We start from the raw sequence: 19,599 nt of genomic DNA, 5'->3' as shown, positions 1-19,599 counted from the left end.
GCGGCGGTGCGGGAACGGGTCGGTTCGGGTCCATGCACGACGAAGATCATGCGGCCTGCCCCGGTCTGCCACGCCCGGCCGAGCCCGGAATGCGCCCGAAGGAGGGACACCCGGCACCCGATGGGTTCGCCCCGCTGACGCTCGTATGTCCGCCGGCGCGTACGCCTGTACGAGCTGTGGGCGTGCGGGCCGGGCGCCCCGGCGCACGGGTTCCGGAAAGAAAAACGCGCCCCCGTTGAACACACCCCCCGCCGCCGTGCGTACCCATGTCCGTGCGGCGGCGCAGCAGGGCGCTGCAATAGCCTTGTGAATTTGGGGAGTTGAGATGAAGACCTCCTGGCGGAGCGCCTCGCTCGCGGCGGGCGCCGTGGCCGTGCTGGCGTTGACGACGGCGTGCGGTCAGGACAACGGCGGCGGTACGCCGGTCAGCCAGAACGTCGGAGCCACGGCACCGGCCGGCGGCGGCTACAGCGGCCTCGGCAACCCGGGGTACGGCACCGGCGCCAAGGAGGAGAACTCCGCCACCCGGACGGCCACGGCGGGCGAGCTCACCGTCGCCGACAACCCGGAACTGGGCGAGGTGCTGACCGACAGCGCCGGATTCACCCTGTACCGCTTCGACAAGGACACCGCCGAGCCGCCGAAGTCCGCCTGCGACGGCGACTGCGCCAAGGCCTGGCCCCCGGTCCCCGCCGACGACGCCACGGCCGGCGCCGGCATCGACGACTCACAGCTGGGGGAGGTCACCCGCGCCGACGGCAGCAAGCAGCTCACCATCGGCGGCTGGCCGGCGTACCGCTACGCGAAGGACACCAAGGCGGGCGACGTGAACGGCCAGGGCGTCGGCGGCACCTGGTACGCGCTCGCCGCCGACGGCAAGAAGGCCAAGCTGAGCAGTCTGCCCGGACTGTCCGTGCGGCACGACACCAATCTCGGCGACATCATCGTCGACAAGAACGGCATGACGGTCTACCGCTTCCTCAAGGACGAGGCCTGGCCCAAGCCGGTCTCCGCCTGCACCGGCGCCTGCCTGGCGAAGTGGCCGGCCGTGGCGCCCGTCGAGGCCAACGACACCAAGGGCGTGAAGAAGAAGGGCCTGATGAGCTTCACCCGGCCCGACGGCGTCAAGCAGCAGACGGTCAACTGCTGGCCCATCTACACCTTCTCCGGTGACAAGGCGCCCGGGGACATCAACGGTCAGGGCGTCGGCGGCACCTGGTACGCCGTGACCCCCGAAGGAAAGCCGGTCGGCGCGCCGAAGCAGTAGCAGATCACCTCCCCAGGGTTGATCGCCCCCGCCCGCTGCCACGCGCCCGGCCCGTCCGCCCCCTCCGCACCGCACGGAGGGGGCGGACCTCTGTGCGCGGACACCCCGTCGGGCCCCGGTGCGCGTCGTCCCTTTCCGTTCCGTTCATCCGAAGTCCTACGATTCTTCACCGTCTCGGGGAACTCCACGCAATTCTCCGCGCGCCATTCGGGACGACCGCGCGGATGTGCAATTCGGCACGTGCCGCAGGCAGTGACCGGGAACGGACGGTCAATTTCCGTTTCCACTCGCTCCTTTGCCGGGCGATCAGTAGCCTCAGCTCGAACACCGGATCGCCACACCTTGGAGAGAGCAGATGGAGCGTCCCGCTTGGGCCCCACGGAGCATTGACATCTCGGTGCCGAGCGTCTCGCGCATCTACGACTACTACCTGGGCGGTTCGCACAACTTCGAGGTCGACCGGGAAGCGGCCCGCAAGGCGCTGGAGTTCATGCCGGGCCTGCCGAAGATCATGCAGGCGAACCGCGCGTTCATGCGCCGCGCCGTGCGATTCGCGATCGGCGAGGGCATCACCCAGTTCCTCGACATCGGCTCCGGCATTCCCACCTTCGGCAACGTCCACGAGATCGCCCAGTCCGCCCGGCCGGGCGCCCGCGTCGTCTACGTCGACCACGACCCGGTGGCGGTCGCGCACAGTCAGGCCGTCCTGGCGGGCAACGCGGACGCCGACGTGGTCGCCGCGGACCTGCGCAAGCCCCAGGACATCCTGTCGAGTCCTCAGGTGGAGCGCCTCATCGACCTGAATCGGCCAGTGGCGCTGCTTCTCGTTGCCATACTGCACTTCGTGGAGGACGAGGACGACCCGTACGGGGCGGTGGCCGAACTGCGCGACGCGCTCGCGCCCGGCAGCCTGCTGCTGCTCACCCATGCCTCGTACGAGGGAATCCCGCTGCCGCCCGGGCGGGCGGAGGGTGCGGTGGACGTGTACAGGGACATCCGCAACCCGTTGATCATGCGCTCGCGTGACGAGATCGCGCGGTTCTTCGAGGGGTACGAGATGGTGGAACCGGGACTGGTGCCGATGCCGCGGTGGCGGCCGGAGACGGCGCCGGAGGACGAGGATCCCTTTGCCTTCTCCGGTTTCGCGGGCGTGGGGCGTACGGCGTGAGCGCACAGCCGGACGGACCGGAGGACAGACTGCGACGGTTCGCGGCGATCTGGAGCCGGGCGGTGTTCCCGCTCACCTCGACGTCGTCGACCCGGCCGGAGTTCGAGGAGCAACTGCTGCCGCTCGCCGAGCGGTTGAGCAGGGCACTGGTGGCGCCGGCGTTCGACGCCGAGGAGGGGCGCGCGGTCGGCGCCGCCCTGGTCGCCGCGCACTGCACCGACCCCGAGGCGCTCAGCCGCAGCCTCGACTGCGTCGACGCCTACCTGGTGCTCTACTGCGGCGGTGACGGCGACGCCGAGGCCCTGCGCTCGCGCAGCGCCCGCCTCCAGCACGCCATGGCCGCCGGGTACGCGCAGGCGCTGCGCGAGCGCACCCTCGGCGAGCAGGAGGCCATCGCCCAGGCCGCGCTGCGCGCCCAGGGCGTGGTGGCGCAGGCCCTGCACGCCAGCGAGGCCCGCTTCCGCGCGGTGTTCGAGGGCGCCGCCATAGGGATCGGCATCGCCGACCTGGACGGCAACATACTGCAGGTCAACGGCGCCCTGGTGCGCATGTTCGGCGGCTCCGAACAGGCTCTGCGCGGCCGTAACGTCAAGGACTGGACGCACGCCGAGGACGCCCCCCAGGTGTGGCGGCTCTACGAGGAGCTGGTGCGCGGCGACCGCGAGCACTACCACGTGGAGAAGGCCTTCTACCGGCCCGACGGCACGGTCCTGTGGACCAACCTGACGGTCTCCCTGCTGCGCGACCCCGACGGCAGGCCGCAGTACCAGCTGGCGCTGATGGAGGACACCACCGAGCGCCGGCTGCTCAACCTGCGGCTGCGCTACGAGGCCACGCACGACGCGCTGACCGGGCTGCCCAACCGGACGCTGTTCTTCGAGCGGCTGGAGAAGGCGCTCGGCGCGGGGGAGGGCCAGCGGTTCGGCCTGTGCTACCTCGACCTGGATGGCTTCAAGACCATCAACGACAGCCTCGGCCACGCGGCCGGCGACCGGCTGCTCGTCGAGGTCGCCGACCGGCTGCAGTCCTGCGCGACCGCGCCCGGCGAGATGGTCGCCCGTCTGGGCGGTGACGAGTTCGTGGCGCTGACGACCGGCCCGGACACCCAGCGCGAGGTCGACGAGCTGGCCTCCCGCATCATGCACGCGCTGCTCGCGCCGGTCCGCATCGACGGCCGCGAGCTGACCGTGCGCGGCAGCATCGGCATCGTCGAGGGCCCGGCGGGCGAGCGCAGCGCGGCGGAGGTGCTGCGCAGCGCCGACATCACCATGTACCGGGCCAAGTCGGCGGGCGGCAACCGGTTCGAGCTGGCGGATCCGGAGGCGGACGCCCGGGCCATCACCCGGCACGGGCTGACCACGGCGCTGCCGGCCGCCCTGGACCGCGGCGAGTTCTTCATCGAGTACCAGCCGCTGGTCCACCTCGGCGACGGCAGCGTGCGCGGCGCGGAGGCGCTGGTGCGCTGGCTGCACCCGCAGCACGGGGTGCTCGGCCCGGACCGGTTCATCCCGCTCGCCGAGCACACGGGGCTGATCGTTCCGCTGGGCCGCTGGGTGCTGGAGCAGTCGGTGCGGCAGGCCCGCTCCTGGCGCGAACGCAACGCGGACGCGGGCCCGTTCCGCATCAACGTCAACCTCTCGCCCTGCCAGCTCACCCATCCCGGCCTGGTCCAGGACACCGTCGACATCCTGGAGCGGGCCGGCGTCGAGCCGGACGCGCTGTGCCTGGAGGTCACCGAGTCGGCGCTCATCGGCGCCGACGACGACCTGCTCAAACCGCTGCGGCGGCTGGCCGAGATGGGCGTGGACATCGCCCTCGACGACTTCGGCACCGGCTACTCGAACCTGGCCAACCTGCGCCGCCTGCCCGTGAGCATCCTCAAGCTGGACCGCTCCTTCACGCAGAGCATGCAGCAGTTCCCCGCCGACCCCGTCGACCTGAAGATCGTCGAGGGCATCGTCTCCCTCGCCCACAGCCTCGACCTCGCGGTCACGGTGGAGGGCGTGGAGACCGGCGCGCAGGCCGAGCAGTTGCGGATACTGGGCTGCGACACGGCCCAGGGCTGGTACTACGCCCGCCCGGGACCACCGGAACGCCTGCACGAACTGGCATTGGTGGACGCGACGGGGTGAGCGCGGGCGGCGTACGGGCTCCTGAGCCCTGCCGTCCGCCCCCGACGCCGGGTCAGGACCCTGCGCTCTCCGTCCCCGGAGGCAGGCCGGTCCCGTGCGCCTCGGCCACGGCCGTGGCCGCCCGGACCAGTGCCGCCACGGCAGGTGAGCGGGACTGCTGCGGCCAGGCGATCGCGAGGACCGACGGCGGGGTGTCCGGAGCCGGGCGGTACACGACGCCGGGGCGGGGGTACCGGTCCGCCACCGAGGTCGGCAGGAAGGTGACGAGCCCGTCCAGGGCGACGCGGGTGAGCAGTTGGGCCAGGTCGCGGTCGTGGCCGCGGGAGGCGACCTCGTCGAGGTAGCGGTCCAGGTCGCCGGGGCCGAGCCCCAGGTCGGCCAGGCGTACCCCGTCGTGCGCGGCGAGCGGGTGCGTGGCGGCGAGCGCGGCCACGCGCGGCTCGCCGGCCAGCGTCTCCGCGTCCAGCCCGGTCCGGTCGTACGGCTCGTGCAGCAGGGCCGCGTCCGCCTCGCCGCGCCGCAGCAGCCCCGGCTGCTCGCCCCGGCCGCACAGCCGTACCTCGACCGGCACGGCCGCGGGATCGGCGGCGTACTTGCCGAGGACCGGCTCCAGCAGCCCCGCGTCGCCGTCCGCCTTCACCGCGAGGACCAGCTTCGGCTCGGCTGCGGCGGCCCGCTGGGCCCGGCGTCCGGCCGCCTCCAGGGCGTCCAGCGCGAGCCGGGCCTCGGTGAGCAGGACGGCGCCCGCCGGGGTCAGCGTGACGTGGTGCGTGGTCCGCTCGAACAGCGTCACGCCCAGCTCTCGCTCCAGCTGCCGGATCGCCCGCGACAGCGGCGGCGGGGAGATGCCGAGGCGGTCGGCGGCGCGGGCGAAGTTCAGCTCCTCGGCGACGGCGACGAAATAGCGCAACGGGCGGGACTCCACGGCGGCTCCCTCCGCTCGGTATTACTTTCAGGGTAACAACCGTGAGCCGGCCGATCCTTCCGTTCCGCGGTGCCCGGGGCGAGGCTCGACACGTCCTTCTCCACGACGTGTCCAGGGAGTCCGCATGATCCTCGTCACCACCCCCACCGGCCAGATCGGCAGCCATGTCCTCGACACCCTCCTCGCCGCCGGTGACGCGGCGGGACCCTTGCGGGTGATCGTCCGCGATCCCGGGCGCCTCGACCCGGGGGTGCGCGCACGCGTCGAGGTCGTGCAGGGCTCGCATGCCGACCCCGACACCGTCGCGAAGGCCTGCACGGACGTCGACCGGGTGTTCTGGCTGTTGCCGCCGCAGCCCACCGCCGACAGCGTGGAGGACCACTTCCGCGCCTTCACCCGGCCGCTCGTCGACGCGATCGAACAGCAGGGCGTCGAGCGCGTCGTCGGCGTCTCCACCCTCGGCCGCGGCATCGCCGTCCGTGCCGGGCAGATCTCCGCGTCGCTGGCCATGGACGACGTGATCCGGGCGACCGGCGTCCACCACCGCGCGTTGTGCCCGCCGTACCTCATGGAGAACCTGCTGCGCCAGACAGCCGCGCTCCGCGACGGGGGCGTGCTCGCCATGACGGCCCACGGCGACCGCGTCCTGCGCACCTGCGCCGCCCGGGACATCGGGGTCACGGCGGCCCGGCTGCTCCTCGACGCCACCTGGACGGGCCAGGACGACGTGCCGACCGTCGGACCCGACGCGCTGACCCCCGAGGACATGGCCCAGATCGTGTCCGAGGTGCTGGACCGGCCGGTGCGTTTCCGGCGGATCGGCGACGCCGAGTACCGGGCGGCGCTGCTCCGCGCGGGCGCGAGCGAGGACTGGGCGCGGGCGGTGGCCGAGCTGAGCGCCGCCACGGACGAACAGGGCTTCTACGGCGTGACGGTGCCGAGCACGCCGGACACCGCGCCCACGTCGTTCCGCCGCTGGTGCGAGGAGGTGCTCGCCCCCGCCGTGCGGGCCTGACCACCGCCGCCCGGGCCGCACTCCCGCACGGCGCCTACGATCGAGGCAGAGGACCCGACCGGGCCCCGGACCAGGGAGCACGGGTATGGACACCACCGAGATGCGCCGCCTCTTCGAGGCGCACCGCACGGCGGAGGCGGCACGGGACATCGACGGCATCCTGGAGACGTTCGTCGAGGACTGCTTCCTCGACACCAAGGCGCTCGGGCTGCGCAGCAGCGGCAAGGACGCGGTGCGGGCGGCCTACCGCGGCCAGTACTTCACCGCGTTCCCCGACCTCAGCCCCGAGGACGAGGGCATCGCATTCGGCGACGACGTACTCACCGTCTGGGGCACCCTGCGCGGCACCAGCGAGGGGGAGTGGCTCGGGGTCCCGCCGGGCGGCGGCACGTTCGAGGTGCCGTTCGCCAACGTCGTCCCGTTCCGGGACGGCCGTATGGCGGGCGAGACGATCTACTTCGACCTGGCGACACTGTGCGCGCAGGCGGCGATCCCGCTGGAGGCGGTACGGGAGGCCGCAGCGGCGCGAGGCGCCCGCTAGAGGCGCGGGGAATCGGGCGAGCGACCGCAATCAACCCGCGGGCCCCGACGGTGCCGACGCGCAACGGCGCCCCGGAAGCCGGCCCACCTCACCTCTCCAGCAGCATCCGCTGCAGCTCCCGCGCGGCCCGCGGCGGAGCCACGTCGCTGCGGTGCGCCAGCGCGATCGTGCGGTGCAGCCCGGGCCGGGCCAGTGGCGTGACCCGCAGGCCCCGTCCCGACCGTGCCGCCACCATCCGCGGGACGACGGCCACCCCGAGCCCCGCCCGGACGAACCCCAGCACCGCGTCCATCTCGCCGCCCTCCACCGCGAAGTCCGGCTCGAATCCGGCCGAGCGGCATGCCGCCACGGTCAGTTCGCGCAGGTCGTAGCCGTGCCGGAACATCACAAGACGCTCGCCCTCCAGGTCGGCGACGCGGACGGTGCGCCGGCCGCCGCCCGGCCTCGGCGCCTCCGGTGAGGAGACCACGACCAGGTCCTCCCGCAGCAGCTCGACCGTGGTCAGCGCGGGCGAGGGCGTCGGCAGCGGCAGCACGACGAGCGCCAGGTCGAGGGCGCCGCGGGCGAGCTGGCGGACGAGGTCGTGCGAGCCGCCCTCCTCGACGAGCAGCTGGATGCCGGGGTAGCGGTCGTGGAAGGCACGCAGCACGTCCGGCAGCAGGCCCGTGCACAGACTGGGCGTGGCGCCGAGGCGCACCCGGCCGCGCCGCAGCTGCACCAGCTCCTGCACCTCGTGCCGGGCCGTGTCCGCGTCGGCCAGGATCCGCCGGGCCAGCGGCAGCAGCGCCTCACCGGCGTCGGTGAGGGTGATGTTGCCCCGCGCGCGCAGGAACAGGTCCGCGCCCAGCTCCCGCTCCAGGGCCTTGATCTGCTGCGACAGCGACGGCTGGGCGACATGCACCAGCTCGGCGGCCCGGGTGAAGTGGCGGGCCTCGGCGACCGCGACGAAGTACTGGAGCTGCTGGAACTGCACCCGGCCAGCATAGACGGAATATAGGCTCGGCCTATCGAAACGAGCCGGACCATGTCTTGGACCGATGGGGGCCGGCGGGCCTAGCGTGCTGAGACATGGCTCTGGCAACGCGGACGGACCGACGGCCGTCGATGGCACGCACCGTGTGGGACTCCACCGTCGGCAAGAAGGCAGTGATGGCCGTCAGCGGCGTGATCATGCTGCTGTACCTGGTCGCGCACGTCATCGGAAACCTGAAGATCTTCTTCGGGGCGGGCGAGTTCAACCACTACGGGCACTGGCTGCGCACCGTCGGCGAGCCCTTCATGCACTACGAGTGGACGCTGTGGCTGATCCGCGTCGTGCTGGTCGTCGCCGTCGTCGCGCACGCCGTCTCCGCGTACCAGCTCAGCCGCCGCGACATCAAGGCGCGCCCCAGCAAGTACGTGCACAGAAAGCCCCGGGCGAGCTACGCGACGCGCACCATGCGCTGGGGCGGGATCATCCTCGGCCTGTTCATCGTCTGGCATGTCCTGGACCTGACGACCGGCACCGTGCACTCCGGCGGCTTCCAGGAGGGCCACCCGTACCAGAACGTCGTGGACACCTTCTCCACCTGGTACGGCAACGTGATCTACATCGTCGCGATGCTCGCCCTCGGCCTGCACATCCGGCACGGCTTCTGGAGCGCCGCCCAGACCCTCGGCGTCGGCAGCCGCGCCCGGGACCGGGCCTTGAAGACCGTCGCCAACGTCCTCGCGCTGCTGCTCACGGCCGGCTTCGTCGCCGTACCCGTGGGCGTCATGACCGGAGTGGTGAGCTGACATGACCGACTACGTGACCTACACGACCGGCGAGCCCGTCGCCGACACCAAGGCCCCCGAAGGCCCGATCCACGAGCGCTGGGACAAGCGCCGCTTCGAGGCGAAGCTGGTCAACCCGGCCAACCGGCGCAAGCACACGGTCATCGTCGTCGGCACCGGCCTGGCGGGCGGCTCCGCCGGCGCCACCCTCGCCGAACAGGGCTACAAGGTCATCCAGTTCTGCTACCAGGACTCCCCGCGCCGCGCCCACTCCATCGCCGCGCAGGGCGGCATCAACGCCGCGAAGAACTACCGCAACGACGGCGACTCGGTCCACCGGCTGTTCTACGACACCGTCAAGGGCGGCGACTTCCGCGCCCGCGAGTCCAACGTGCACCGGCTCGCGCAGATCTCCGTCGAGATCATCGACCAGTGCGTGGCGCAGGGCGTGCCCTTCGCCCGCGAGTACGGCGGCCTGCTCGACACCCGCTCCTTCGGCGGCGTCCAGGTCTCCCGCACCTTCTACGCCCGCGGCCAGACGGGCCAGCAGCTCCTGCTCGGCGCCTACCAGGCGCTGTCCCGGCAGATCGCCGCGGGCAACGTGGAGCTGCACCCCCGTACCGAGATGCTCGACCTGATCGTGATCGACGGGCGGGCGCGGGGCATCGTGGCGCGCGATCTCGTCACCGGCAAGATCGACACGTACGTCGCGGACGCCGTGGTCCTCGCGAGCGGCGGCTACGGCAACGTCTTCTACCTGTCGACCAACGCCATGAACTCCAACGCGACCGCGATCTGGCGGGCGCACCGGCGCGGCGCGTACTTCGCCAACCCCTGCTTCACCCAGATCCACCCCACCTGCATCCCGCGCACCGGCGACCACCAGTCCAAGCTGACGCTGATGAGCGAGTCGCTGCGCAACGACGGCCGGATCTGGGTGCCGAAGGCCAAGGGCGACACCCGCCCGCCGAACGAGATCCCCGAGGACGAGCGGGACTACTACCTGGAGCGCATCTACCCGTCCTTCGGCAACCTCGTCCCGCGCGACATCGCCTCCCGCGCCGCGAAGAACGTCTGCGACGAGGGCAGGGGCGTGGGCCCCGGCGGGCAGGGCGTCTACCTCGACTTCGCCGACGCGATCAAGCGCATGGGACGCAAGGCCGTCGAGGCCAAGTACGGCAACCTCTTCGACATGTACCAGCGGATCACCGACGAGGATCCGTACCAGGTGCCGATGCGGATCTACCCCGCCGTGCACTACACGATGGGCGGCCTGTGGGTCGACTACGACCTGCAGACCACCGTGCCCGGCCTGTTCGCCATCGGCGAGGCCAACTTCTCCGACCACGGCGCCAACCGGCTCGGCGCGTCCGCGCTCATGCAGGGCCTGGCCGACGGCTACTTCGTGCTGCCCGCCACCATCAACGACTACCTGGCCCGCCACCCCCACCGCGACGAGATCACCGACGACCACCCGGAGGTGCAGGAGGTGCTCGCCGAGACCGAGGACCGGCTGAACCTGCTGCTGTCCGTCGACGGCGACCGCACTCCCGACTCCTTCCACCGCGAACTCGGCGAACTCATGTGGGAGTTCTGCGGCATGGCCCGTACCGACGCCGGCCTGCGCAAGGCGCTGGAGCGCATCCCGCAGATCCGCGAGGAGTTCTGGCGGCGGATCAAGGTGCCCGGCACCGGCGAGGAGTTCAACCAGTCGCTGGAGAAGGCCAACCGCATCGTCGACTACCTGGAGCTCGCCGAGCTGATGTGCCTCGACGCGCTGCACCGCACCGAGTCCTGCGGCGGCCACTTCCGCGAGGAGTCGCAGACGCCCGACGGCGAGGCCGCCCGCAAGGACGACGCGTTCGCCTACGCGGCGGCCTGGGAGTTCACCGGCACCGGCGCGCCGCCCGTCCTGCACAAGGAAGACCTCGTCTTCGAGTACGTCCACCCCACCCAGCGGAGCTACGCATGAAGCTCACCCTGCGCGTCTGGCGCCAGAAGAACGCCGACGCCGACGGCGCCATGTCCACCTACGAGGTGGACGGCATCTCGCCCGACATGTCCTTCCTGGAAATGCTGGACGTCCTCAACGAACAGCTCATCCTCGCCGGTGAGGACCCCGTTGCCTTCGACCACGACTGCCGCGAGGGCATCTGCGGCGCCTGCTCGCTCGTCATCAACGGCGACGCGCACGGCCCGGAGCGCACCACCACCTGCCAGCTGCACATGCGGTCCTTCCGGGACGGCGACACCATCGACATCGAGCCGTGGCGGGCGTCCGCCTTCCCGGTGATCAAGGACCTGGTGGTGGACCGCTCGGCGTTCGACCGGATCATCCAGGCCGGCGGCTACATCACCGCCCCGACCGGGTCCGCGCCCGAGGCGCACGCCACGCCCGTGCCGAAGCCGGACGCCGACTACGCCTTCGAGCACGCCGAGTGCATCGGCTGCGGCGCCTGCGTGGCCGCCTGCCCCAACGGCGCCGCGATGCTGTTCACCTCGGCGAAGGTCAACCACCTGGGCGTCCTGCCGCAGGGCGCCCCCGAGCGCGAGACCCGCGTGCTGGACATGGTGGCCCGGATGGACGAGGAGGGCTTCGGCGGCTGCACCCTCACCGGCGAGTGCGCCACCGCGTGCCCCAAGGGCATCCCGCTCACCTCCATCACCCACATGAACCGGGAGTGGCTGCGCGCGACCCGCAAGGCCGCCAAGCGGTAGCTGCGGAAAGGACGTTCGCCGACAGGGTGCGGACGGGCGGGACCGGACGTGGTGCTCAGCCCCGGTCCCGCCAGGCACCCTGCCCGACCGTTCCGAGGGGAACCGCGGCCCCGAGGAGACCCCCACCCGCGTCCGGCACCCGGGATGCCCTATCGTCACGCTGTTCACAAGGGAGGGGAAAGGGCACGTGGGGCGAAGGGGACGGTGGGCGGCGCTGTGCGCGGTGGGGGCGTTGCTGCTGACGGGATGCGGGCCGCGGGGCGCGCACGCGAGCGCGGGGTACGCCGGCGCCGAGCAACTGCCGGAGCGGCTCGGTGAGGACGGCGTCACGATCGAGGTGGGCGATCCCCAGGCGGACATGACCGTCCACCTGTACGAGGATCCGCGCTGCCCGTACTGCGAGGAGTTCGAGACGGTCACCGGGGGCGGCCCCGCCCTGCTCGGGGCGATGCTCGACGGCCGCGCCCGGACCGGGTACACGATGGCGTCCTTCCTCGACGACCGCCTCGGCGGCAGCGGATCGAAGAAGGCCGTCAACGCGCTGCGCGCCGCGCTGGAGCAGGGCAAGTTCGTGGAGTACCACAAGGTCCTCTACGACAACCAGCCCGAGGAGAGCGTCGACGGCTTCACCGACGCCGTCCTGCTGGACCTGGCCGCACAGGTCGAGGGCCTGCGCGGCCCCGCGTTCGACACCGCCGTCAGAACCATGAAGTACCGGTCGTTCGTGACGGCCGCACAGCAGGCCTACGAGGCCGCGAAGGCGCCCCGGGGGCCCGGGACGCCGACGGCTGTGATCAACGGCAGGATGATCCCGATGGAGCGCAACGCCGTGCTGTTCGACGGCGGCGCCTTCGCCAGGCTGTTGCAAGAGATCTACAACAAGCCCTCCGAGTGGAAGAGAACACCGCTGTGAGAGGCGGCACCTGGCACCGGGCGGGGGCGCGTCGACGCGTCTGACCCAGGGGCCCGGGACGGGCCCGGGCCGGCGTCGCCCGTGTCATTCAACAACCGCACATCCGTGCTCCGGGCACCGGTCACGTCCGCGCCAACCGGCGTCGGAAGAACAGGAGCGGCAGACCGTACGCCACCGGTCTGCGTCCGCCCCGCCGCATCCGGCCCGTGCCCAGGAGTCAGCCATGACCGGCGTCACCACGCTCGACCGTCCCCCGCAGCCCGCCGCCCCCGCCCGCTACACCGTCTCCCTCGCCCGTGAGGAGGCCGATGTGCGTGCCGCGCAGCGGCTGCGGTACGAGGTGTTCGCCGGGGAGATGGGCGCCCTGCTCACCACCCCGCAGCCCGGCCACGACATCGACGCCTTCGACGCCTACTGCGACCACCTGCTGGTCCGCGAGGAGACCACCGGCGAGGTCGTCGGCACCTACCGGCTGCTCCCGCCGGAGCGCGCCGCCGTCGCCGACCTCTCCGCGCTGGACGCGATCCGCCCCGGCATGGTCGAGGTCGGCCGCTCCTGCGTCCACCCCGACCACCGCGACGGCACCGTCATCGGCCTGATCTGGGCGGGCATCGCCCGCTACATGACCGACCGCGGCCACGAGTGGCTGGCCGGCTGCTGCTCGGTCCCGCTCGCCGACGGCGGCGCGCTGGCGACCGCCACCTGGGAGCGGGTGCGCGCCGACCACCTGGCGCCCGAGGAGTTCCGGGTGCGGCCGCTGCTGCCCTGGGTCCCCGCCCGCCCCGCGACCGCCGCCGCCCGCACCGAACTGCCCGCCCTGCTGCGCGGCTACCTCCGTCTGGGCGCCCAGGTGTGCGGCGAGCCCGCGCACGACCCGGACTTCGGGGTCGCCGACCTGTACGTGCTGCTGTCGATGCGCCGGGTGAACCCGCGCTATCTGCGGCACTTCCTCTCCCTCGTCCCCGCCTGATGAGCGGCTGGCTGCCGAGCGCGCCCTGCACCCCCGGGGCGTGCGTGCGGGCGACGGCGCGGGCCACCGCCGTACCGCGCGCAGTGCTGCGCCTCACCGGGGTCGTGGCACTCCTGCTCACCGGGATCGCCCTGGCACCGCTCGGCGCGCGCGTCCCCGCGCGGGCGGTACGGGCCTGGTGCCGGTGGCTCGTCCGGGCGGCCGGCGTCCGGGTCCGCGTCACCGGCAGCGCCGCCCCGCACGGCGGCCTCCTGCTGGTCGCCAACCACATCTCCTGGCTCGACGTCCCGCTGCTGGCCGCCGTACGCCCCGCCCGCATGCTCGCCAAGCGGGAGATACGGCACTGGCCGGTGGCCGGCGCCCTCGCCGCCCGCGGCGGCGCCCTGTTCATCGACCGGGACCGGCTGCGCGCCCTGCCCGCCACGGTGGACCGGATCGCCGCCGTCCTGCGCGCCGGCGGCACGGTCGCCGTCTTCCCCGAGGGCAGCACCTGGTGCGGCCGTGCCCAGGGCCGCTTCCGGCGCGCGGTGTTCCAGGCGGCGCTGGACGCGGACGCGTGCGTCCAGCCCGTACGGATCCGGTACCGGCGCGCCGACGGCGGGACCGCCACGGCACCCGCCTTCGTCGGGGAGGACACGCTGCTCGCCTCGGTGTGGCGGGTGGCGGTGAGCCGGGGCCTGGTCGCCGAGGTCGACGTCCGCCCGGCGCTCGCCCCGGGCGCACACCCCGACCGCCGTGCGCTCGCGCGGGCCGCTCAACACGCGTGCGTGGACTCGCGGGAGCCGTGGCACACGGCGCACCCGGCGCGGGCGGCCGAGGGTCCGTCATCACGGACCGGGAGGGGCGTCGGTACGGCGGGGCGGGACGGTGCCGTGAGGGCCGAGGCCGGCGCCGTGGGGGTCGGTGACGTCACGGTGGGGGCCGGCGCCGTCCCCTCGGACTGAGGTGCGTCACGGTGAACCGGCCGGTGCATGCATGACCCGCCGCAGATACGGCGCCGTCACGCTCCCCTCGGCCCGCGCCACCTCCTCCGGCACCCCCGCCGCCACGATCCGCCCGCCCGCGTCGCCGCCGCCCGGCCCCAGGTCGAGCACCCAGTCCGCGCCGGCCACCACCTCCATGTCGTGCTCGACGACGATGACGGTGTGCCCCGCGTCCACCAGGCCGTGCAGCCGGCGCATGAGCACCTCGACGTCGGCCGGGTGCAGGCCGGTGGTCGGCTCGTCCAGGAGGTAGAGGGTGTGGCCGCGGCGACCGCGCTGCAGCTCGGCGGCCAGCTTGATGCGCTGCGCCTCGCCGCCGGACAGCTCGGTCGCGGGCTGGCCGAGCCGCAGGTAGCCGAGGCCCACGTCGAGGAGCGTGCCGAGCGGGCGGGCGGCGGCCGGGGTGTCCGCGAAGAACTCCGCGGCCGCCTCCACCGTGAGGTCCAGCACCTCCGCGACGGTCCGCCCCCGGTACGTCACCTCCAGGGTCTCCGCGTTGTAGCGGGCGCCACCGCAGTCCGGGCACGGCGCGTAGGTGCTCGGCAGGAACAGCAGCTCCACGCTGACGAACCCCTCGCCCTGGCAGGTCTCGCACCGCCCGCCGGGCACGTTGAAGGAGAAGCGGCCCACGCCGAAACCGCGGGAGCGCGCCTCGTCGGTCGCCGCGAAGAGCCTGCGCACGACGTCGAACAGGCCCGTGTAGGTGGCCAGGTTGGAGCGCGGGGTCCGGCCGATCGGCTTCTGGTCGACGGTGACGAGGCGGCCCACGCCCGGCAGGTCCTCGGTGATCTCGCCGATCAGCGTGGACTTGCCCGAGCCGGACACCCCGGTGACCGCGGTGAGCACCCCGAGCGGGAACTCGGCCGTCACCGCGCGCAGGTTGTGCCGGGTCACCGGCCCCACCGTCAGCCGGCCGCGCGGGGCGCGCACCTCCCGCGCGGGGGCGGGCGCCCGGCCGAAGAGGTGGCGGGCCGTCGCCGACTCCGGTACGTCCGCCAGCTGTGCCACCGGCCCGCTGTGCAGCACCCGGCCGCCGTGCTCCCCGGCCCCCGGGCCGACGTCCACCAGCCAGTCCGCGCCGCGCACCACGTCGAGGTGGTGCTCCACCACGAACACCGAGTTGCCCGCCGCCTTCAGCCGCTCCAGCACCGTCAGCAGCGCCTCCGTGTCCGCCGGGTGCAGCCCCGCCGACGGCTCGTCGAGGACGTACACCACCCCGAACAGCCCGGACCGCAACTGCGTGGCCAGCCGCAGCCGTTGCAGCTCGCCCGCCGACAGCGTCGGTGTCGCCCGGTCGAGGCTGAGGTAGCCGAGGCCGAGTTCGACGACCGGCGCGATCCGGGAGACCAGGTCCGCGGTGAGGACCCGGGCCGTCTCCGACGCGGGGGAGCCCAGCGCCCGCGCCAGCTCCGTCAGCGGCAGCGCGGCCAGCTCGGCGATCGTCCGGCCCGCGACGGTGACCGCCAGGGCCTCCGGGCGCAGCCTGCTGCCGCCGCACACCGGGCACGGGGCACTGGTGAGGAAGCGTTCCGCCTTCGCCCGGAGCGTGGCGCTCTTCGACTCCGCGAACGTCTTCATCACCCAGCGCCGGGCGCTCATGTACGTGCCCTGGTACGGCCGCTGGATGCGGTCGGCGTCCCGCACCGGGTGCACGGTCACCACCGGCTGCTCGTCCGTGAACAGGATCCACTGGCGTGCGGCGGCGGGCAGCTCGCGCCACGGCCGGTCCACGTCGTGGCCGAGCGCGGCGAGGATGTCCCGCAGGTTCTTGCCCTGCCAGGCCCCCGGCCACGCCGCGATCGCCCCCTCCCGGATCGACAGCGACGGGTCGGGGACCAGCAGCTCCTCGGTCGTCGTGTGGACCCGGCCGAGGCCGTGGCACTCGGGGCAGGCGCCGGCGGCCGTGTTGGGGGAGAAGGCGTCGGAGTCCAGCCGTTCGGCGCCCGGCGGGTAGTCACCGGCGCGGGAGAACAGCATCCGCAGCGAGTTGGACAGGTTCGTCACCGTGCCGACCGACGAGCGCGAGGTCGGCGCCGAGCGGCGCTGCTCCAGCGAGACCGCGGGCGGCAGACCGGTGATCCCGTCCACCTTCGGCGCGCCCACCTGGTGGATCAGCCGCCGCGCGTACGGCGCCACCGACTCGAAGTAGCGGCGCTGGGCCTCGGCGTAGACCGTGCCGAACGCCAGCGACGACTTGCCGGAGCCGGAGACCCCCGTGAAGACCGCGACGACGTCCCGCGGGATGTCGACGTCCACGTTCCGCAGATTGTGCTCGCGGGCGCCGCGCACCCGGACGAACGGGTCGTGGGGGCTGTGCATGGTGACTCCGTACCGCTTCTCGCACTCGCGCGGGCGGGACCCGCGCACCGGGCAAACCCTGCGATCCTACGCCTCCCGCTGTGAGCGCGAGCGGCTGCCGGGGCCGGCGTCAGCGCGCGCCCGTCTCCCGCCGCACGAGGCCGGCCAGCCGCCGGTGCGAGTCCAGCAGCGCCTCCTGGTCGTGGGTGCTGGTGGTGACGAGGACCTCGTCGGCGCCGGTCTCCTTCAGCAGGGTCTCCAGCTCGTCGGCGACCTGCTCCTCGGTGCCCGCGATGTGCCCGGCGAGCCCGGCCTCGTAGAAGCCGCGCTCCTTGGCGGTCATGGTCCGCCGCTCGACCTCCTCGGCGGGCGGCAGCGGCGGGAAGGTGCCGTGGGTGCGGGAGTACGCCATCGACCACGCCTCGGGGACGAGCAGCCGCCGGGCCGCATCGGGGGTGGCGGCCACCGCCACGGTGCCGGAGACCACGACGTACGGCTCGGACGCCCAGGGGGAGGGCCGGAAGCGCGCGCGGTAGTGGTCGATGCCGCGCCGCATCTTCTCGCGGCCCCGCAGGTCGCCGATGACCATCGGCAGGCCCGCGCGGGCGGCGATGTCCGCGCCCTCGCCCATGGCCAGCACGAACGGCGGCACGGTCAGGCCCTCGGCGGGGCGCGCGTGCACGCCCGTCGGGGAGGTGCCGCGGAACCAGCCCAGCAGCTCCTGCACCTGGGCGGCGAAGTCCTCGGCGTCGCCCTTGTCCCGGCCGAGTGCCTTGCGGACGCCGTCGGTGAAGCCCACCGAGCGGCCGAGCCCCATGTCGATGCGGCCCGGGAAGAGGGACTCCAGCACCCCGAACTGCTCGGCCACCACCAGCGGCCGGTGGTTGGGCAGCATCACGCCGCCGGTGCCGACCCGGATGGTGCGGGTGGCGCCCGCCACGGCCGCCGCCAGCACGGTCGGCGCCGAGCCGGCCACTCCGGGTACGCCGTGGTGCTCCGACACCCAGAACCGGTGGAACCCCAGCCGCTCCGCCTCCCGCGCCAGCCGCACGGTGTCGCGCAGCGCCTCGGAGGCGGTGTGGCCCTCGCGGATGCGGGAGCGGTCGAGGATCGAGAAGCGGGTCTGGGCGATCACGGAACTCATGTACGGTTCAACGCTCGGCGCGCCCCGGGATTCCTGACCGCTCAGCGCTGCGGGCGCGGGCTGACGAACTGCAGCTCCAGCGTCACCGGCGGCGCGGCCACGCCCGGTCCGCCCGCCGCCGCCCAGGCGATGACCTCCTCGGTGGAGTCGTCGTCCGTGGCGAACCCGATCCACACGGCCCGCCCGCCGGCCCGGCGGCCCGCGGCCGACGGCTGGACGACGATGACGTTCGCCTGGTCGCAGGGGCCGAGGCAGTCGCTCGTACGGACCTGGAAGCCGTGCTCGGCCGCGGCGGCCCGCAGCCGCTCCAGCTGCCAGGCGTGGTCGGTGCCGGGGTTCTTGCGGGCGTTGCCGCAGCAGCAGCCGCGGCAGACGACGAGGGTGCACGGACGCCGGGCGGCGGCGCCGATCAGCGGCGTACGGGCAGCGGGCGTGCGGCCGGCGGGCGTGCGGGCGGAGGGGGATCGCATGGCAGAAGCATGATCCATCCGGGGCGCCCGGGTGGAGCGGGGGTGCCGGTCAGTCCTTGCGGCCCGTCGCCGCCACCGTCACACCGAGGCCGATCATCGTCAGCCCGCCGACGCCGCCGACCATCGAGAGGCGGCGCGGGGAGCGGGCGAACCAGTCGCGTGCGGTGGCCGCGACGAGCCCCCACACACTGTCGGAGGCGAGCGCGATGACGTTGAAGACCAGCCCGAGCAGCAGCATCTGCGCCACAGCGTGGCCCGCCTCGCGGTCGACGAACTGCGGCAGGACGGCGGCGAAGAACACGATGGTCTTGGGGTTGGACACGCCGACCAGGAAGCCCTCCAGGAAGGTGCGCCGCCCGTCCCGGACCGCCGGCTGCTCCGCGAACGCGGCCCGCAGCGCCCCCCGTTCTCGCCAGGCGCGCACCCCCAGGTACACCAGGTAGGCGGCGCCCGCCAGCTTGAGCGCGGTGAAGACCGCGACCGAGCGCTCCACCACGGTGCCGACGCCGAGCGCGACCGCCGCGACGAGGACGTACGCGCCGAGCGTGTTGCCGGCGACCGTCGTCAGCGCGGCCCTGCGGCCCTGCGCCAGCGCCCGCCCGATCACGAACAGCACACTCGGGCCGGGCACGATGATCAGCAGGAAGGAGAGCGCGGCGAAGGCCAGAAAACGGTCGGTGGACACCATACGGCCATGCAAGCACGGGACACGGCCCGCCCTCCAGGGCTTTTCCCACCGGGGGAGAGGCCACGGCCTAGGGTGGACGCGTGACCGACAGCAGCAGGCGGCCGCTCGCCGTGTTCGATCTGGACAACACCCTGGCCGACACCGCGCACCGGCAGCGTTTCCTGGAGCGCAGGCCGCGGGACTGGGACGCGTTCTTCGCGGCGGCGCCGCAGGACCCGCCGCTCGCCGAGGGCGTGGCGCTGGCGGTCGACAGCGCCCGGGAGTGCGAGATCCGGTACCTGACCGGGCGGCCCGAGCGCTGCCGGCGCGACACCCTGGAGTGGCTCGCCGCGCACGGGCTGCCCGAGGGGCGGCTGTACATGCGCCGGGACGACGACCGCCGCCCCGCCCGCTTCACCAAGCTGGCGATCCTGCGCCGCCTCGCCCGCACCCATGAGGTGCGGATGCTGGTCGACGACGACGAGCTGGTGTGCGCGGACGCCGAGCGGGCGGGGTTCACCGTCGTGCGGGCGCGCTGGGCGGCCCCGTCGCCGGAGCTGAAGGACGCCCAGGAGCGACAGGGCCGTACCTGAGACGCCGTATCCCGGACCCAGCACCCGGGACGCCCCGCCG

Annotated in this window: 18 protein-coding genes; 12 read left to right on the top strand and 6 right to left on the bottom strand. The window is 73.4% G+C overall.

What is annotated here, in order from left to right; genetic code table 11:
* Window positions 1–325 precede the first annotated feature (325 nt).
* The 3 genes from IE308_RS03895 to IE308_RS03885 all read left to right on the top strand — a co-directional run bounded on the left by IE308_RS03895 (window position 326) and on the right by IE308_RS03885 (window position 4,567).
* Window positions 326–1,267, top strand: a complete 942-nt coding sequence (locus tag IE308_RS03895; RefSeq protein ID WP_190216583.1) for an SCO0930 family lipoprotein — start codon at window positions 326–328, stop codon at window positions 1,265–1,267.
* Between the two features lie 355 nt (window positions 1,268–1,622).
* Window positions 1,623–2,435, top strand: coding sequence for an SAM-dependent methyltransferase (locus IE308_RS03890; protein WP_190216582.1), 813 nt, complete (start codon window positions 1,623–1,625; stop codon window positions 2,433–2,435).
* Window positions 2,432–4,567, top strand: coding sequence for a putative bifunctional diguanylate cyclase/phosphodiesterase (locus IE308_RS03885; protein ID WP_190216581.1), 2,136 nt, complete (start codon window positions 2,432–2,434; stop codon window positions 4,565–4,567). Before IE308_RS03890 ends, IE308_RS03885 begins: the two co-directional genes overlap by 4 nt.
* A 52-nt stretch (window positions 4,568–4,619) precedes the next feature.
* Here IE308_RS03885 and IE308_RS03880 read toward each other — a convergent pair whose 3' ends face one another.
* On the bottom strand, window positions 4,620–5,492 hold the full coding sequence (locus IE308_RS03880; protein ID WP_190216580.1) for a LysR family transcriptional regulator: 873 nt from the start codon (window positions 5,490–5,492) through the stop codon (window positions 4,620–4,622).
* A 124-nt stretch (window positions 5,493–5,616) separates the two neighbouring features.
* Here IE308_RS03880 and IE308_RS03875 point away from each other — a divergent pair, with 124 nt between their 5' ends.
* The gene (locus IE308_RS03875; protein WP_190216579.1) at window positions 5,617–6,507 is read left to right on the top strand and encodes an NAD(P)H-binding protein; all 891 of its coding nucleotides are present in this window, start codon (window positions 5,617–5,619) and stop codon (window positions 6,505–6,507) included.
* Between the two features lie 85 nt (window positions 6,508–6,592).
* Complete coding sequence (locus tag IE308_RS03870) at window positions 6,593–7,048, top strand: ester cyclase (RefSeq protein WP_190216578.1); 456 nt, start codon at window positions 6,593–6,595, stop codon at window positions 7,046–7,048.
* A gap of 88 nt (window positions 7,049–7,136) precedes the next feature.
* Here the strand turns inward: IE308_RS03870 and IE308_RS03865 are convergent, their stop codons facing one another.
* On the bottom strand, window positions 7,137–8,021 hold the full coding sequence (locus IE308_RS03865) for a LysR family transcriptional regulator (RefSeq protein WP_110634035.1): 885 nt from the start codon (window positions 8,019–8,021) through the stop codon (window positions 7,137–7,139).
* A 131-nt stretch (window positions 8,022–8,152) separates the two neighbouring features.
* Here IE308_RS03865 and IE308_RS03860 point away from each other — a divergent pair, with 131 nt between their 5' ends.
* The 6 genes from IE308_RS03860 to IE308_RS03835 all read left to right on the top strand — a co-directional run bounded on the left by IE308_RS03860 (window position 8,153) and on the right by IE308_RS03835 (window position 14,348).
* Window positions 8,153–8,824 carry a succinate dehydrogenase gene (locus IE308_RS03860; protein ID WP_190217359.1) on the top strand — a complete coding sequence of 224 codons (672 nt, stop codon included), beginning with the start codon at window positions 8,153–8,155 and terminating at the stop codon, window positions 8,822–8,824.
* A gap of 1 nt (window position 8,825) precedes the next feature.
* The gene (locus IE308_RS03855) at window positions 8,826–10,775 is read left to right on the top strand and encodes a fumarate reductase/succinate dehydrogenase flavoprotein subunit (RefSeq protein ID WP_190216577.1); all 1,950 of its coding nucleotides are present in this window, start codon (window positions 8,826–8,828) and stop codon (window positions 10,773–10,775) included.
* Window positions 10,772–11,521, top strand: coding sequence for a succinate dehydrogenase/fumarate reductase iron-sulfur subunit (locus IE308_RS03850; protein WP_110634044.1), 750 nt, complete (start codon window positions 10,772–10,774; stop codon window positions 11,519–11,521). Before IE308_RS03855 ends, IE308_RS03850 begins: the two co-directional genes overlap by 4 nt.
* A 187-nt stretch (window positions 11,522–11,708) precedes the next feature.
* Window positions 11,709–12,434: a thioredoxin domain-containing protein gene (locus IE308_RS03845; RefSeq protein WP_110634047.1), complete on the top strand. Its 726-nt coding sequence runs from the start codon at window positions 11,709–11,711 to the stop codon at window positions 12,432–12,434.
* Between the two features lie 223 nt (window positions 12,435–12,657).
* A complete protein-coding gene (locus tag IE308_RS03840; RefSeq protein WP_190216576.1) occupies window positions 12,658–13,404 on the top strand; it encodes a GNAT family N-acetyltransferase in 747 nt (248 codons plus the stop codon).
* Complete coding sequence (locus tag IE308_RS03835) at window positions 13,404–14,348, top strand: lysophospholipid acyltransferase family protein (RefSeq protein ID WP_190216575.1); 945 nt, start codon at window positions 13,404–13,406, stop codon at window positions 14,346–14,348. Before IE308_RS03840 ends, IE308_RS03835 begins: the two co-directional genes overlap by 1 nt.
* 6 nt (window positions 14,349–14,354) lie before the next feature.
* Here the strand turns inward: IE308_RS03835 and IE308_RS03830 are convergent, their stop codons facing one another.
* The 4 genes from IE308_RS03830 to IE308_RS03815 form a co-directional block, all read right to left on the bottom strand.
* Window positions 14,355–16,706, bottom strand: a complete 2,352-nt coding sequence (locus IE308_RS03830; protein ID WP_190216574.1) for an ATP-binding cassette domain-containing protein — start codon at window positions 16,704–16,706, stop codon at window positions 14,355–14,357.
* A 109-nt stretch (window positions 16,707–16,815) separates the two neighbouring features.
* A complete protein-coding gene (locus IE308_RS03825; protein ID WP_190216573.1) occupies window positions 16,816–17,829 on the bottom strand; it encodes an LLM class flavin-dependent oxidoreductase in 1,014 nt (337 codons plus the stop codon).
* Between the two features lie 41 nt (window positions 17,830–17,870).
* Complete coding sequence (locus IE308_RS03820) at window positions 17,871–18,299, bottom strand: (2Fe-2S) ferredoxin domain-containing protein (RefSeq protein ID WP_229908690.1); 429 nt, start codon at window positions 18,297–18,299, stop codon at window positions 17,871–17,873.
* Between the two features lie 49 nt (window positions 18,300–18,348).
* The gene (locus tag IE308_RS03815) at window positions 18,349–18,987 is read right to left on the bottom strand and encodes a LysE family translocator (protein ID WP_110634064.1); all 639 of its coding nucleotides are present in this window, start codon (window positions 18,985–18,987) and stop codon (window positions 18,349–18,351) included.
* Window positions 18,988–19,067: 80 nt separating this feature from the next.
* Here IE308_RS03815 and IE308_RS03810 point away from each other — a divergent pair, with 80 nt between their 5' ends.
* A complete protein-coding gene (locus IE308_RS03810; RefSeq protein ID WP_110634067.1) occupies window positions 19,068–19,559 on the top strand; it encodes a phosphatase domain-containing protein in 492 nt (163 codons plus the stop codon).
* Window positions 19,560–19,599: the final 40 nt, after the last annotated feature.

This window comes from Streptomyces griseosporeus (assembly GCF_014656055.1).
Lineage (GTDB): Bacteria > Actinomycetota > Actinomycetes > Streptomycetales > Streptomycetaceae > Streptomyces > Streptomyces griseosporeus.
The sequence above is the reverse complement of the archived record's forward strand: the minus strand, read 5'-3'. Positions and strand labels throughout refer to the sequence as shown.